Raw genomic sequence first — 14246 nt, 5'->3', positions numbered from 1 at the left:
GAAACAGCCGACGGTGTTCGACCGTCGTTCCGCTCCCGCAGGCCGCCCCGACAGGATGAGTTCGCTCGTGACCGCAGAGCAGCTGTACGAGGTCCCGACGACCGTCGTGCCGGTGGGCGACCGCCCGTACGCCGCCGCGCTGCTGCGCCGGCTCGGCCCCGACGTACCGGAGTTCCAGGACCGGCTGGGCGGTGCGCTGGCGGGTGTGGAGCGCCTGTTGCGCACGTGCACGCGGGACGCGTCCGACCCTCGGGTGAGGGAGCTGACCGGGCATCTCGCCGCCACCGGCGGCAAGCGGATGCGGCCCCTGCTGGTGCTGCTCGCGGCGGAGTTCGGGGATCCGGACCGTGCGGGCGTGGACCGGGCGGCCGTCGTCGCCGAACTGGTGCATCTGGCCTCGCTCTACCACGACGACGTGGTGGACCGGGCCCCCACCCGGCACGGCGCCGCCAGCGCCAACGCCCTGTGGGGCAACCGGATGGCCGCGATGGGCGGGAACTGGCTGCTGGCCAGGGCCGCCCGGATGTCCGCCGACCTGGTGCCGGACGCGCTGGCCCTCAACTCCTTCACGGCGAACCGCATCGTCGCCGGCCAGCTGCGCGAACTCGCCGGCCCCGGGCCGGAGGAGGACTCCGTCGGCCACTACTTCCGGGTCACCGCCGGCAAGACGGCCGCGCTGCTGGCCATGTCGCTGGGCGTGGGCGCGTTCCAGTCCGGGGCGCCGCGGGCGGTCGCCGACCGTCTCGTCGCGTACGGCGAAGAGCTCGGCCTCGCCTTCCAGATCGCCGACGACCTGCTCGACCTGCTCTCCCCCGAGGCGTTCAGCGGCAAGGAGCAGGGCCGGGACCTGCTCGCCGGCGTGCCCAGCCTGCCCGTGCTGCTGGCCCGGGACAGCAGCGACCCGGACGACGCGGAACTGCGGGAGCTGCTGGCGGCCGGACCGGCGGCGGGAGCGGACTGGCACCGTCGTGCCCTCGCCCTCTTCTCCGTCTCCCGGGCCACGGTCCGCGCGCAGTCGCTCATGCACGAGCGGCTGGACCGGGCGCGGGCGGCCCTCGACGCGCTGCCGCCGCTGCCCGCGCGCCACTCCCTCGACGCGCTCTGCGACTTCGTGGCCCTGCGCACCGGGTGAGTGATCCGGCGTGCCGCCGGGCCGCCGCCGGGAGGAGAACGCCGTGTCCGCATCCGTGCTTTCCTGACGACTGCGTGAGTTCAAGGACTCACAGGGGTGCACGGTCAGCCGGCTGGGTCGGTCCTCTCCGCACGGGCGTGCGGCCCGGGGGCCGGAGTACCGGTCCAGCTGGCGAGGAGGCCCAGAGCGTCGGCAGAAGGGGAGGCGGGTTCGGGGGTGTAGACGGTGAGGGTCTGTTCGGGATCGCCTTCGACGGTCAGGACCACGTAGTCGAGGGTGAGGTCGCCGACGAGCGGGTGATGGAGGCGTTTGGTGCCGCTGGTGTGCGCCTGGACTTCGTGGTCGGCCCACATACGGCGGAAGGCGTCGCTGTGCAGGGACAGCTCCCCGATCAGCTCGGTGAGCTGCGGGTCGTCGGGGTGGCGTCCGGCATACAGGCGCAGCATGGCCAGGCAGTCGCCGGCGACCCGGTCCCAGTCGGCGTACAGCGCGCGGGCGGCCTCGTCGAGGAAGACGAAGCGGGCGAAGTTGCGCTCGCGGCGAGGCCGGGCTTCGAAGTCGGTGTAGAGGGCGTGGGCCAGCCGGTTGGCGGCGAGCACGTCCGTGCGGCGTCCCTGGACCACCGCGGGGACGCTGAGGGAGTCCAAGGTCCGGTAGAGGACCGGGTGGACCCGCTGCGGGGCGAGCGGACGCCGACGGCCGGCCCGGGTGGCGGTGGGCTGGGCGAGGTCGAAGAGGTGGGCGCGTTCGGTGTCGTCCAGTCGCAGGGCGCGGGCGACGGCCTCCAGGACACTTTCGGAGACGCCCTGGGTGCGGCCCCGCTCCAGACGGATGTAGTAGTCGACGCTGACCCCGGCGAGCTGAGCGACTTCCTCGCGGCGCAGGCCCGGAACGCGGCGGGCGCCGCCGTGCGGGGCGAGGCCGGTCTGCTCGGGGGTGATCCGGGCCCGGCGGGTGCGCAGGAACTCACGGATCTCGCTGCTGCGGTCCATGGGTCCACCGTACGGCGGCCCCCGGCCCTCCGGAGCCCGCGAAGGAGGTACTGGCAGACCCCCGGAAGAGCCGTACCTCGTAGGCGGGCCCGGGCGGGGTCGGCGGGTGGTTGCCTGGATGGCGGGCCCGGGCACGGCACGGCGCAGTACGCGCCGTCCCGGCACGGCCGACGCCCCCCGACCCACCGGGCGCCGCATGCGGCACCCGAGAAGGAATCCCTCATGAGCAAGGTCATTTTCGTCACCGGTGCCGGACGCGGTCTCGGCACGGACATCGTCCGCCAGGCCCTCGCGGCCGGCCACCAGGTCGTCGCCACCGGCCGCCGCCCCGAGGAGGTCGAGAAGACCTTGGGCGGGCCGCACGACAACCTGCTGGTCACCAAGCTGGACGTCACCAGCCTGGACGACGCGCACGCGGCCGCACAGGCTGCCGTCGACCGCTTCGGCCGGATCGACGTCCTGATCAACAACGCCGGGAACTTCTTCGCCGGCTTCTTCGAGGAGATCTCGCCGGAGGACATGCGCCGGCAGATCGAGACCAACCTGTTCGGTCCGATGAACGTCACCCGTGCCGTCCTGCCCGTCATGCGCAGGCAGCGCCACGGTCACGTCATCACGATCTCCTCGCTCGCCGGTCAGGTCGGCACGGAGTTCACCTCCGCCTACGCGGCCTCGAAGTTCGCCGTCGAGGGCTGGATAGAGGCCCTGCACCACGACATCAAGCCGTACGGCATCCGCACCACGATCGTGGAGCCCGGCTACTTCCGTACCGAACTGCTCGTGGACGCCTCCACCACCTGGCCCGAGCCGACCGTCGACGACTACGCCGAGCGCACCACCGCCACGGTCGAAGTCTGGAAGAGCATCAACGGACGGCAGCCCGGCGACCCCGCCAAGCTCGCCCACGCCCTGCTGACCCTCGCCGGCCAGGACCAGCCGCCGCTGCGTTTCGTCGCCGGCGCCGACGCCATCGAAGGCGTCACGGCCAAGGCCAGGGAGCTCCTCGCCCAGGCCGAAGCCTCCCGTGAACTGGGCGGCGGCCTCGGCCACGACGACGCTGCCTGAGCGGCAGCCCGGCCGGCGTCCGACCTCTTCCCCGAGCAGTGCTCAAGGACAGGCGGTCAGTGGGGGCAAGGGGCCGGTGGGAGCGGTTGGTCGGGGTGGGGTGCCTCGGGAGCGTCGAGGTCTGGGCGGGGACTCGGGTGTGCGGGGTTCCGCTGCGGCGGGGGGGAGGCTCGGGGTGGTGCGGTGTACGGCCCCTGCGGGGTCGGAGGTGCGACCGAGGCGGGGGCTCGGTGAGGGGTGCGGCCCGCGGGGGCCGGGGTGTGCCCGAGGCGGGGGCTCGGTGAGGTGCGGCCCGCGGGGGCCGGGGGTGTGCCCGAGGCGGGGGCTCGGGGCACACGGGGTTCAGATGAGGCCGACCTGCATGGCTCGGGCGCCGGCCTGGAAGCGGCTGCGGGCGTCGAGCGCCACCATCGCCGCCGCCACGTCGTTGCGGACGGTGCGGACGCTGCATCCCAGACGGCGGGCTATCGCGTCGTCGGTGAGGCCCTCGGCCAGCAGCCGCAGGACGATCTCGGTGCGCGGCCGGCGCGTCGTCGCGGCGCCGGGGGTCCGTCTGAGCTGGCGCACGGCGGTGCCCCGCTCCCAGAACCGCTCGGCCAGCGCGCACAGGGAGTCCAGTTCGCTGGCGGAGCGCACCACGCGCGGTGTGTGGGAGTCGTCGATCACGACCGCCGCCGCACCGTCCATGATCATCGCGCTCACCGGCACCGAGTCGGCCATGCGCGGCGGCACGTCCTGCTGGGCCAGCCACTGCGCGTGGACCATGGCGTGGTGGGCGTGGAAGACGGACGACGTCCACACGGCGCGCAGCCGCATGCCCCGCCGCAGCGCCATGTCCACGATCGGCCGGGAGAAGGCGAACCCGCCCTCGACGTACCGCGGCACGAGGAACACCACGTCGCTCTCCGCCTTGGCGACCATCCGCTCGATCACGGTGGACGCGTCATGGCGGTGTCCTCCTCCGTCGGCGGATTCCTCGATCCGCTCGACGGCCCGCTCGTGCAGGGCGATGAACCGGTCGATCTCGACCGGGCGGGGCTGCGGGGAGCGCCCCTCGTGCATCGACCGGGCCAGCAGGGCCGGCAGGGCGATGCACGGTTCGACCGCGCGGAACGCGGTGGGGTCGTCCGCCGATACGGCGACGAGCCCCTCGGCCCGCAGTGTGTCCATCGCGCGTACGACCTCGGACGCCGGCCACTTCATGACCTGCGCCAGTTCACGCGTCTGCCAGTTCGTCCGCCGGAGCATCCTCCGGTAGAGAAGCTCCGAACGTTCGTCGAGACCGATACCGGATTGCGCCACGTCAACCTCTCGGAAGGTGTCTTCCCAGGGGCAGGTTTTGCCCACTCGCGGATTAAACCTAGACATGCCAAGAACGGCTTGGAGTGTTCGGTCTGCGGTTCGACATCTTGGTGCCACCGGGAAAGGACATCCCGCCCACTGCACCGGGGCAGAGGGCGGGATGAGGGCACTACCGGTCATGCGGTCCGGGGCGTCGGACCGGTTTGTCGGGTCAACTCGTCACTTCCTGCCAGGACTTCGGGTCGCGGCGTCCCGGCGGAGCGTCACAGCACCCGGAACGAGCGCTTGGAGATCGGGGCGCACACGCACACCAGGGCCAGGCAGACCGCGACGGTCGTGACCAGCTCCATCACGGTGACGTTCCCGGCGACCATGGCGCGCACGGCGTCGTTGGCGTACGAGATCGGGTTGGCCTGGGCGATCACGCGCAGCCCGGTCGGCATCGACTCCGGCGGCACGAAGGCGTTGGAGGCGAACAGCAGCGGGAAGGTGAGCAGCGTGGTGATCATGCGCAGCACGTCGCCGTTGCGCATCAGCGCCGCCATCATGATGAAGATCCAGCTCATCGACCAGCCGACGAGCAGGCTCATGAGGATCGCGCCCAGCACGCCGAGGATGCCGCCGGGTGGCGAGAAACCGAAGATGACCGCGGCCAGTACGGCCACGGCGATCAGCTGGTAGAGCGAGCGGGCGGCGTCGGCGAAGCTGCGCGCCAGCAGCACGCTGAACCGGTTGATGGGCAGCGTGTGGAAGCGGGTGATGACCTCGTTGCGCAGGTCGTTGATGAGGCCGTTGCCCGCCTGGGCGCCGGCGGCGACCGCCGTGATGATCATGATGGCGGGGGCCAGGCCGTCGATGTAGGCCATCTCCTTGGACATGCCCGGTGCCTCGCCGAGCACCTTCAGCACGCCGGCGAACATCAGCAGCATGACGAGGGGTTCGACGAACGTGACGATGATGACGCCGGCGTTCAGGTAGGGGCGCAGCGAGCGACCGGTGAGCGCGGCGGTCTGCGTGATGAGCCCGCTGGTGCCCCACTGGGCGGTCGTGCCGTCGCGCCGCACGGGTGGTGTCCGCAAGGGTGTACCGGCCTCGGCGACCGTCATCTGAGTGCTCCTTCTACGGTGGGGATGGTGGGGACGGTCACGCGGGCACCGGCGTCGCGGCGGGCTCGTGGGTGAGCCGGAGATAGACGTCGTCCAGGGTCGGTTCGGAGAAGCCGAGTTCGGCGATGTCGGTGTGCGCCTCGTTCAGCGCGCGCACCACGACCGCCAGGTCGGCGGAGGCGGTCACGGGCACACCGAGGGCGGTCGAGGAGTCCTGCGCGAGGGTGGGCCGGAAGCCCTCGGCCTCCAGGGCGCGCAGCGCGCCCGGCACCTGCGACTCGGCGGACAGTGTCACGTTCACCATGCGCTGGCCGACGGCGCCCTTGAGCTCGGTGGGCGTGCCCTCGGCGACGATCGAGCCCTTGGAGAGCAGGGTGATCCGCTCGCAGAGCCGGTCGGCCTCCTCCAGGTACTGGGTGGTGAGCAGCACCGAGACGCCGTCCTTGGCGAGCCGCTCGATGACCTCCCACACGGCGATCCGGGAGTTGGGGTCCAGACCGGTGGTGGGCTCGTCGAGGAAGATGACCTGCGGCGAGCCGACGAGGCTCGCCGAGATGTCCAGCCGCCTGCGCATGCCGCCCGAGTAGGTGGAGGCCGGGCGCTTGGCCGCGTCGGTCAGCTCGAACAGCTCCAGCAGTTCGTCGGCGCGGGAGAGCGCCTGCCGCCTGCTCGCGCCGAGCAGGCGGGCGATCAGGGTCAGGTTCTCGCGCCCGGACAACTGCTCGTCCACGGAGGCGAACTGGCCGGTCAGGCCGATGCGGCGGCGCACGTCCTGGGCGTCCCGGGTCACGTCCAGGCCGCAGATCCGCGCGGTGCCGGTGCTCGGTTCCAGCAGCGTGGACAGGATGTGGACCAGGGTCGTCTTGCCGGCGCCGTTGTGGCCGAGCAAGCCGTGGATCGACCCCTCGGGAACCGAGACGTTCACACCGTTCAGCGCGGTGACGTCACCGAACGACTTTGTGACGTCGATTGCCTCAATCATGGGATTGGCCACGTGCTTGGCCTCCGTTGCTCTCTCCGGCGGCCCGGTGGCAGGCCATGGTCTGGATATGTCTGCGGAATTTCCTGTGCCGCTGCTTCGTGATGCTAGGGCGGTATCACAAGGGAGACGGGGCGCCTGCAGGTTGCTGAAATACCGCGGCCGTCGAATCGGGTTCACTGATCCGCGCGATGCGCGGCCGCGCCATACGGAGGTAATCCTCGGTGGCGAGGGCCATCGACAGATCGAGCCGGGCCGCGTTGAAGAACAGCGTGTCGCTGCGCAGCAGGTCCTCCTCGACGATCAGTTCGAGGTCGGGGTGGAAGGAGAACGGAATGATGGATCCGCTGACCGAGCCGGCCAGCCGCTCGGCGGTCTCCCGGTCGGCGAACCCCGCCTTGCGCCCGCCGGCGCACTCGGCGACCCGGGCCAGGTCCACGCGCCGGTCGCCCGGGACGACGGCCAGCACGTACCGGCACGTCCGCTTCGTCGGCCGTACGGTGACCACCAGGCACTTGGCGCTCTGCTCCAGCGCGTGCCCGCGCAGTGCGCTGGCCGCCTCGGTACGGCCCTCGGGGGCGTGCTCGATGAGCCGGTACCTGGCACCGTGCCGGTCGGCCAGCGCGCGCAGCCGCAGGTAGGTCTCCCCGGTCATCAGACCGTCAGGCCGCCGTCGATCTGGAGGACCGATCCGGTGATGTAGGCGGCCCGCTCGCTCGCCAGGAAGGCGACGAGGTCCGCCACTTCCTCGGCCTGTCCGAAACGGCGCAGCGGAATGTTCTTCGCGGCGTCCTTCTTGACCTTCTCGGCGAGTTCGGCCGTCATATCGGTCTCGATGAATCCCGGCGCGACCACATTGGCCCTGATGTTGTATCGACCGACCTCTTTGGCGAGCGCCTTGGAGAATCCGATGATGCCCGCCTTGGAGGCCGAGTAGTTGGCCTGGGTGGCGTTTCCGTACACACCGGCGATCGACGAGATATTGATGATCGTGCCGGATTTGCGCTTCATCATTTCGAATATCACGGCGCGGCACACGTGGTAGACGCCGTCGAGGTTGGTGTCCACGACGCTGTGCCAGTCCTCGTCGGACATCAGGACCAGCGGGTTGTCGCGGGTGATGCCGGCCGAGCTGACCGCCACGTCGACCGGGCCGAGTTCGGACTCGGTGCGGGTGACCCAGTCGCGGACCGAGGCGGCGTCGGTGACGTCGACGCGCACGGCGAGGGCCCGCCGGCCGAGTTCGCCGGCCTCCTTCTCCAGTTCCAGCGCGGCCTGCTCGTTGGACTGGTAGCAGAAGGAGACGTCGTATCCCTCGGCCGCGAGCCGCAGGACCACGGCGCGGCCGATCCCGCGCGAGCCGCCGCTGACCAGGGCGACCGGCGCTGTGTTCTCCGTCATGACACTCCGTAGGTTGTCGGGGCGGCCCGGGCGGGCCGGATGGGGCGGGCGCGGTGCGGCGAGCGCGGGCGGCTCAGGAGCCCTGCGGCGCGGGCGGCGCGAGGGCGTCGCCGGGGCGGAAGGCCATGGTGATCTGGCCGATCGTCAGCAGCGGTGCGCCGCCGACGGTGCTCTCACCGGCGAAGATCATCGTGTCGTTCACGGCGCGTTCCAGGCGGGCGTGGTGCTCCACGGTGTCGCCCGGGAAGACCGGCCGGTGGAGGTCGATGCCGCTCATGGAGCCGAACAGCATGACCTGGCCGTCGGCCGCGTCGCCGGCCAGGCGGGTGGCGAGGATGCCGGCCGTCTGGGTCCACGACTCGATCAGCAGGAAGTCCGGGTAGGCGAGGTCGTCGTCGCCGGGCGACGGGCCGAGCCGGGCGTACCAGGGCTCGTTGAGGGTGACGGCCTTGACGGCCCGGATGTGGTCGTCGCCGATCTCGAGGACGCGGTCGACCATGAGCATCGGGTAGCGGTGCGGCAGGGCGGCGCGGACGCCGACGGCGGTCAGCACGGTGTTCCCTCCTGCCGGTAGCGCAGGCGGACCGAGGCGGCGGGGCCGCGGCCGGTGGCCACCTTGGCGGCGCAGCGCCAGTGCTCGCCGCGCGGCGACCAGGTGATGTCGACGGTCAGTTCGTCACCGGGGTGGACCGCGGAGAGGAACCGGGTGGACTCGACGGCGGCCAGCCGCAGTCCGCCGGTGACCGGCGGCGCGGCGGACTCCGCGGCGCGGCGCACGCACTCCATCACGCAGACGCCGGGGAAGATCGGGAAGTCCGGGTAGTGGCCGGCGAAGACGGGCTCGTCCTCGGTGATCGTCACCGTGAAGCCGGCCGTCCACGCCCCGGAGTCCTCGTCGTGGGCGGGTCCGCGCACCGGCCGCGCGGCGGCCAGGACGGTGCCGGTCACGGACGCTCCCCCAGTTTGCGGCGGACCACCTCGTAGGCGCTGTCCAGGGTGCGCACCTCCCTCATCTCCGACTCGGCGAACTTGACGCCGTAGGTGCGTTCCAGCACGACGACCACTTCCAGGGCCATCAGGGAGTCGACGCCGAGGGTCTGGACGAAGTCGGTGTCGTCCTGGACGTCGGTGACGTCCGCGTCGATGGTGTCGGCGAGCAACTGCCGCAGGTGTTCCCGGTCGAGACCGGCGGCCGCGTCGATCGGCATGTCCTTGCTTCTTTCTTCGGAGTGGGCGTCGGTCAGCGCGTTGCTTGGTGGTGCGCTTCGGTCGGCGCGGTGCTTGGTGCTGCGCTTCGGTCGGCGCGGTGCTTCGTGGTGCGTGTCGGTCAGCGCGCGGACAGGCGCAGCGCGGCGCAGGCGACGACGCCGTTGTCGTCCACGGAGGAGACGAGGGCGACGGCGCCGGCCGGGACCGCGGACTGCTCGGCGGCGGCCAGCAGCGATCCGATCTGGAAGGCGGCGGAGGCGGCCGCGGTGTCCCCGACGGCGCTCATGGACGGGGCCCGGTCGAGCACCTGGGCGCCGAAGCGGGCGGTGAGCACCTCGCGTTCGCGGGTGCCCGCGTTCCCGGCGGGCGCCGAGGTGGAGACCGCCCACACGTCGTCGCGGTCCACTCCCCCGCGCCGCAGCACGCCGTCCACGCAGGCGGCGAGGGCCTCGCCGGGGTCGTCGTCGAAGTAGACCCGGGACTGCACGGCCAGCACCTCGGCCAGCGCGCGGTCCGCCGCGTCGGCCGGATCGGCCGACTCCAGCATGAACATGGCGCAGCCCTCGCCGAGCAGGGCGTCCGCGCCGTCCTCGCCGCGCCGGTGGTGGTCCAGCCAGGCGCGGGCGTTGGAGAACTCCTCGGCCGCGCCGGACAGCACCGTGCGGGCGCGGCCGGAGGCGAGCAGCCCGGCGGCGTAGCTGAGCGCGGACAGGCCGGCGACGCGACCGCCGGCGATGGTGGTGTTCGGGCCCTTGAGGTTGTGCCAGATGGCGCACTGGCCGGCGGCGCAGTTCATCACCGCGTTCGGCATCAGCGACGGGTCGACGTAGAACGGCTTGTCGCCCTCGAGGGAGGCGCGGGTGAAGTCCATCATGCTCTGCGCGCTGCCGGTGGTGGTGCCGAGCACCAGGGCGGTCTCCTCGTCGGAGGCCGTGCGCCGGTCGCCGGAGTCGCGCAGCAGGTCGCGGACGGCGGTGACGGCCAGTCCGGTCACCCGGTCCATGGAGCGGGTGCCCTTCTTGCCGAGCACCTCGCGCAGTTCGAAGCCGGGGATCAGGCAGGCGTGGCTGTCGGGCGCCGCCCACTGCCCGGAGTCCAGCGGCGCGGAGGTGTCCTGTCCGGCGAGTACGCCGGCCGCGAAGCTGTCCTTGCCGATGCCGTACGGCGACACCGCGGACCAGGCGGTGATCACCGGCCGGGTCGTGGTCGCCGGCGCGCTCGCCGAAAGGGTCATGGTCGCATTCCGTTCTGCTCGGTGGTCTCGGTGGTGCTCGGTGTCCTCGGTGGCCCCGGTGTTCGGAGGTCCGGGGTCCGGGGTGTCCGGCGGGAGCCGGTCAGACCGCGGCCGGGCGGGCGCCGGCCGGCACCGGCGGGCGCAGCACCAACGTGGCCACGCCGTCGTCGGAGTCGGTCCCCGCCACCAGCCACATCGGGCCGTCGGCGCCCGCGTCGAGCGCGCCGACCGCCGCCGCGCACTGCACGACGCCGAGCGCCCCGGACAACTCGCCCCACACCGCGGCGAGGTCGTGCACGGGCAGCCCCTGCGACAGGGCCGGGGCGGCGGCCGCGGGTGCGTACCAGGCGGCCGGCTCGGACTCGACCTCGGCCAGTTCGGCGATGGTGCCGGCCACGTCCAGGCCGCGGGTGTGGGCGCCGATGACGGCCCGGACGGTGGCGCCGCGGGCCTCGGCGGCCTCGGCGCGTTCCAGCACCACGGCGGCGGCGCCGTCCGCCAGCGGGCCGCCGACCAGGCGGCGCGCGATCTCGTTGTCCGGCTCGACGCCCACCACGACGACGTGGTCGGCTCGGCCGGAGCGCAGCAGTGCGGTGCCCCAGCGGATCGCGTCGAGCCCGGAGGCGGGTCCGTTGCACAGCATCAGGTTGGGGCCCTTGAGGCCCCACCGGATGGCGATCTCGGAGGCGATGATGTTGCTGGAGGCGTTCGGGGTGTCCATGGGGCTGACGCCGTGGGTACCCTCGTCGGCAATGGTCTGGACCACGCGGCAGACGGTGTCGACGTTGCCCAGGTTGGAGCTGACCAGCACCGCGGTGCGGGTGCCGTCGACGGTCAGCTCGCCGTCGGCCAGCAGCCCGGCGTCGGTCAGCACGCGCTGCGCGGCGCACAGTCCGAGCTGGGTGGCGCGGTCCTTGTAGCGCAGGCCCTTCTTGCCCAGGACGGCGGCCGGTTCGACGCTGTCGCCGGGGCGGCTCGCGGTGGCCAGGGCGGTGGCGGAGTCGGCGCCCGGCAGGGCGACGCCGACGCCGGTGACGGTCATCATCATGATCCCTCGACAATCGCTACGGCGTTGACGCCGCCGAACCCGAATCCGTGCACCTGCGCCAGCCCCACCTCGTGCTTGGCCTCCTGGCCGCGGACCAGCCGCAGACCGGCCGCCTCCTCGATGGGCTGCTCCAGGTTGACCAGGGGCGGCACCTTGCCGGTGGCCATCACCTGCAGGGTGGTGACGAGGCTCATCAGGCCCGCGGAACCGCTGGTGTGGCCGGTCATCGGCTTGATGCCGGTGAGCACCGGACGGCCGGCGGCCTCGCCGAACACCTCGCCGTAGGCGGTGATCTCGACCAGGTCGTTGAGCGGGGTGCCGGTGCCGTGCAGCAGCACCATGTCGATGTCCTCGGGCCGGGTGCCGGCCAACCGGTGCGCCTGCCGCATCGCCTCGGCGACCTGGACCGGGTCCGGGGCGGTGGGGTGCTTGGCGTCGCAGGTCATGCCGACGCCGCGGAGCTTGCCCCACAGCCGGCCGCCCGGCCAGCGCACCTGCTCGCCGCGCAGCACGACGGCGGCCGCGCCGTCGCCGAGGATGGTGCCCCGGCGGTTGACGTCGAGGGTGCGCAGCGCGGTCGGCGGGTTGGGCTGGACGCGGTCGGCCAGGCCGTGCATCGACTCGGTGATCGAGTCGACGCCCGCGACGATGACGGTGTCCGCCTCGCCCAGCGCCAGCAGGTCGGCGCCGAGCGCCAGCGTGTACAGGGAGGCGGAGCAGGCGTTGGAGACGGTGAGGGTGTCGGCGGTGCCGAACCGTTCCCGCAGCGCGGTGCCGAAGTGCAGCCGGTCGGCGCCGAACGGCGCTCCGTCGCGCCACCACAGTTCGGCCGACCGCAGCTCGCGCAGGCCGGTGCCGACGAGCACCGGCACGCCGGACAGGTCGTCGCCGAGGCCGGCGTCCGCGGCGGCCTGGGCGACCGCGTCCAGCAGGAACTCGGTGGCGCGCAGCGGGCGGTCGGCGCCCGGCTCCGGCCGGTCGTCGATCTCGAACAGCTGCTTGCCGTTGTAGCGTTCGCCGTCGAACCCGCGCATCGGACCGAGTCCGCCGCGGCCGGCGCAGAGGTTGGCGAAGATCTCGTCCGCGTCCCGGCCGACGCTCGCGACGGCGCCGACGCCGATGATGGGCACCCTCATCGGACACCCTCCTGGTACTTGCCGAGGATCACGATGGCGTTGTTGCCGCCGAAGGCGAGGCCGTTGTTCTGCACGATCCTCAGGTCCGCCTCGACCGACTGGTTGGGCACGCAGTCGATCTCGCACTCGGGGTCGGTCTCGCGGTGGTTGATGGTCGGCGGGATGAAGCCGTGGTGGATCGACAGGGCGCAGGCGATGGCGGCCAGCGCACTGGCGGCGCCCATGGTGTGGCCGAGCATGGACTTCAGGGAGACGGTGCGCGGCACGGTGTCGCCGTACACGTCGTGGATGGCCCGCGACTCGGTGACGTCGTTGGCCTTGGTGCCGGTGCCGTGGGCGGAGATCAGGTCGACCTCGGACGCCTTGACGCCGGCGTTCTCCAGGGCGATCTCCATGCAGCGGGCGACGCTGTCCTGGTTCGGGGCGACCTGGTGGTAGGCGTCGCAGTTCATGCCGTAGCCGAGCACCTCGGCGTAGATGCGGGCGCCGCGGGCCCGGGCGGAGGCGAGGCTCTCCAGCATCAGCACGCCCGCGCCCTCGCCGGTGAGGATGCCCTTGCGGTCGACGTCGAAGGGGCGGCACACGTCGGGGGCGATGGTGCCGAGCCGGTAGAAGCCGGTGAAGGTCTTGCGGCACATGGCGTCGGCGCCGCCGCACAGGGCGTAGTCGACCTCGCCGCTGCGGATGGCGTCGAAGCCCTGGCCGATGGCGTAGTTGCCGGCCGAGCAGGCGGTGGCGATGGTGACCGCCTCGACGTTGGACAGGCCCAGCTCCTGGGCGGCGGCCACGGAGAGGCGGTTCGGGTAGACGCGGCGGGCCACGGTGGGGTCCATGGCCTGCGGTCCGGAGGCGACCTCGGTGCCGACCAGGTGGTCGAGTTCGTAGGACTCCCCGTCGGTGGTGCCGATGGAGATCATGCCGCGCCGGGCGCGCAGGTCGTCCAGGTCGGCGCCGGCGGCCTCGACGGCCATGCGGGCGGCGGCCACGGAGAACTGCGTGGCGCGGCCCAGGGTCTCGGTGGGCAGGTTGTGGATCCAGCGCTCGGGTTCGGCGCCGGTGATCTCGCAGCCGTTGGCGTGGGCGAAGCCCTCCGTGTCGAACAGCGTGATCGGCTTGGCGCCGCTGCGGCCGGCCCGCAGCCCTTCGGCGAACTCATCGGCGCCCACACCGATGCTGGAGAACACGCCGAACCCGGTCAGCACCACCCGGGTGGCCGCGTCGTCACGCGTCGCGTCGGAAACGTTCACTGACATCAATCTCCCTCGGTACGGCGTGGTCGCCTTGGATGAGGACAGGGCCGGGCGGCCACCGGGCGGCGGAGGGCCGACGGCGTGCTGCCCGCCCCTCCGGTCGCCCGGCGTACCGCCGTTACTTCTGGGCCGCGACGGCCTCGCCCACCACGGCGTAGACGCCGTCGAGGTTGACCATGCGCTCCAGCTCGGACTGCTCGATGGTGACCTTGAACTCCTTCTCGAGGCCCGCGAGGATCTCGATGGCGCGGAGCGAGTCCGCGCCGTGGTCCTCCTTGAAGAGGCTGCTGTCGGTCACCTCGTCCTCTTCGAGCTCCAGGACGTCGCAGACGATCTCCTTGATGCGGGCCTGGGCGGTGGTGTCGATGGCGGTGGTCATGTGATTCCCCTTG

The 14246-nt window shown here is 72.3% G+C and carries 16 protein-coding genes; 2 read left to right on the top strand and 14 right to left on the bottom strand.

Annotation, left to right across the window (positions count from 1 at the left end; translation table 11 throughout):
- The first annotated feature begins 67 nt into the window (after positions 1-67).
- Positions 68-1132, top strand: coding sequence for a polyprenyl synthetase family protein (locus FGW31_RS24735; protein ID WP_142195697.1), 1065 nt, complete (start codon positions 68-70; stop codon positions 1130-1132).
- A gap of 104 nt (positions 1133-1236) precedes the next feature.
- On the opposite strand, the gene FGW31_RS24730 is transcribed toward FGW31_RS24735, so the two are convergent.
- Entirely contained in the window at positions 1237-2124 is an 888-nt protein-coding gene (locus FGW31_RS24730; protein ID WP_142195696.1) for a helix-turn-helix transcriptional regulator, read from the bottom strand.
- Positions 2125-2346: 222 nt separating this feature from the next.
- On the opposite strand from FGW31_RS24730, the gene FGW31_RS24725 reads away from it, so the two are divergent.
- Complete coding sequence (locus FGW31_RS24725; RefSeq protein WP_142195695.1) at positions 2347-3189, top strand: SDR family oxidoreductase; 843 nt, start codon at positions 2347-2349, stop codon at positions 3187-3189.
- A 342-nt stretch (positions 3190-3531) separates the two neighbouring features.
- On the opposite strand, the gene FGW31_RS24720 is transcribed toward FGW31_RS24725, so the two are convergent.
- The 13 genes from FGW31_RS24720 to FGW31_RS24660 form a co-directional block, all read right to left on the bottom strand.
- Positions 3532-4437, bottom strand: a complete 906-nt coding sequence (locus tag FGW31_RS24720) for a helix-turn-helix transcriptional regulator (RefSeq protein ID WP_185907438.1) — start codon at positions 4435-4437, stop codon at positions 3532-3534.
- A 317-nt stretch (positions 4438-4754) separates the two neighbouring features.
- Positions 4755-5597: an ABC transporter permease gene (locus tag FGW31_RS24715; RefSeq protein WP_142195693.1), complete on the bottom strand. Its 843-nt coding sequence runs from the start codon at positions 5595-5597 to the stop codon at positions 4755-4757.
- Positions 5598-5634: 37 nt separating this feature from the next.
- The gene (locus FGW31_RS24710) at positions 5635-6579 is read right to left on the bottom strand and encodes an ATP-binding cassette domain-containing protein (RefSeq protein WP_142195692.1); all 945 of its coding nucleotides are present in this window, start codon (positions 6577-6579) and stop codon (positions 5635-5637) included.
- Positions 6580-6694: 115 nt separating this feature from the next.
- Complete coding sequence (locus FGW31_RS24705; protein ID WP_142195691.1) at positions 6695-7231, bottom strand: YbaK/EbsC family protein; 537 nt, start codon at positions 7229-7231, stop codon at positions 6695-6697.
- A complete protein-coding gene (fabG, locus tag FGW31_RS24700; RefSeq protein WP_142195690.1) occupies positions 7231-7977 on the bottom strand; it encodes a 3-oxoacyl-[acyl-carrier-protein] reductase in 747 nt (248 codons plus the stop codon). Before fabG ends, FGW31_RS24705 begins: the two co-directional genes overlap by 1 nt.
- A 73-nt stretch (positions 7978-8050) precedes the next feature.
- Complete coding sequence (locus FGW31_RS24695) at positions 8051-8530, bottom strand: 3-hydroxyacyl-ACP dehydratase FabZ family protein (protein WP_142195689.1); 480 nt, start codon at positions 8528-8530, stop codon at positions 8051-8053.
- Entirely contained in the window at positions 8524-8925 is a 402-nt protein-coding gene (locus FGW31_RS24690; RefSeq protein ID WP_142195688.1) for a 3-hydroxyacyl-ACP dehydratase FabZ family protein, read from the bottom strand. Before FGW31_RS24690 ends, FGW31_RS24695 begins: the two co-directional genes overlap by 7 nt.
- Entirely contained in the window at positions 8922-9185 is a 264-nt protein-coding gene (locus FGW31_RS24685) for an acyl carrier protein (protein WP_142195687.1), read from the bottom strand. Before FGW31_RS24685 ends, FGW31_RS24690 begins: the two co-directional genes overlap by 4 nt.
- A 119-nt stretch (positions 9186-9304) precedes the next feature.
- Positions 9305-10420 (bottom strand): beta-ketoacyl synthase N-terminal-like domain-containing protein, encoded by a 1116-nt coding sequence (locus tag FGW31_RS24680; protein ID WP_142195686.1) that lies wholly within the window; start codon positions 10418-10420, stop codon positions 9305-9307.
- 100 nt (positions 10421-10520) lie between these two features.
- Entirely contained in the window at positions 10521-11468 is a 948-nt protein-coding gene (locus FGW31_RS24675; protein WP_142195685.1) for a beta-ketoacyl synthase N-terminal-like domain-containing protein, read from the bottom strand.
- Positions 11465-12604, bottom strand: a complete 1140-nt coding sequence (locus tag FGW31_RS24670; protein WP_142195684.1) for a beta-ketoacyl synthase N-terminal-like domain-containing protein — start codon at positions 12602-12604, stop codon at positions 11465-11467. The genes FGW31_RS24675 and FGW31_RS24670 overlap by 4 nt, the downstream gene beginning before the upstream one ends.
- A complete protein-coding gene (locus tag FGW31_RS24665; RefSeq protein WP_142195683.1) occupies positions 12601-13857 on the bottom strand; it encodes a beta-ketoacyl-[acyl-carrier-protein] synthase family protein in 1257 nt (418 codons plus the stop codon). The genes FGW31_RS24670 and FGW31_RS24665 overlap by 4 nt, the downstream gene beginning before the upstream one ends.
- A gap of 115 nt (positions 13858-13972) precedes the next feature.
- Positions 13973-14233: an acyl carrier protein gene (locus tag FGW31_RS24660; protein WP_142195682.1), complete on the bottom strand. Its 261-nt coding sequence runs from the start codon at positions 14231-14233 to the stop codon at positions 13973-13975.
- Positions 14234-14246 lie beyond the last annotated feature (13 nt).

Source organism: Streptomyces calvus (assembly GCF_006782915.1).
Taxonomy (GTDB): Bacteria; Actinomycetota; Actinomycetes; order Streptomycetales; family Streptomycetaceae; genus Streptomyces; species Streptomyces calvus.
This window is presented reverse-complemented; position numbering and strand designations above follow the sequence as displayed.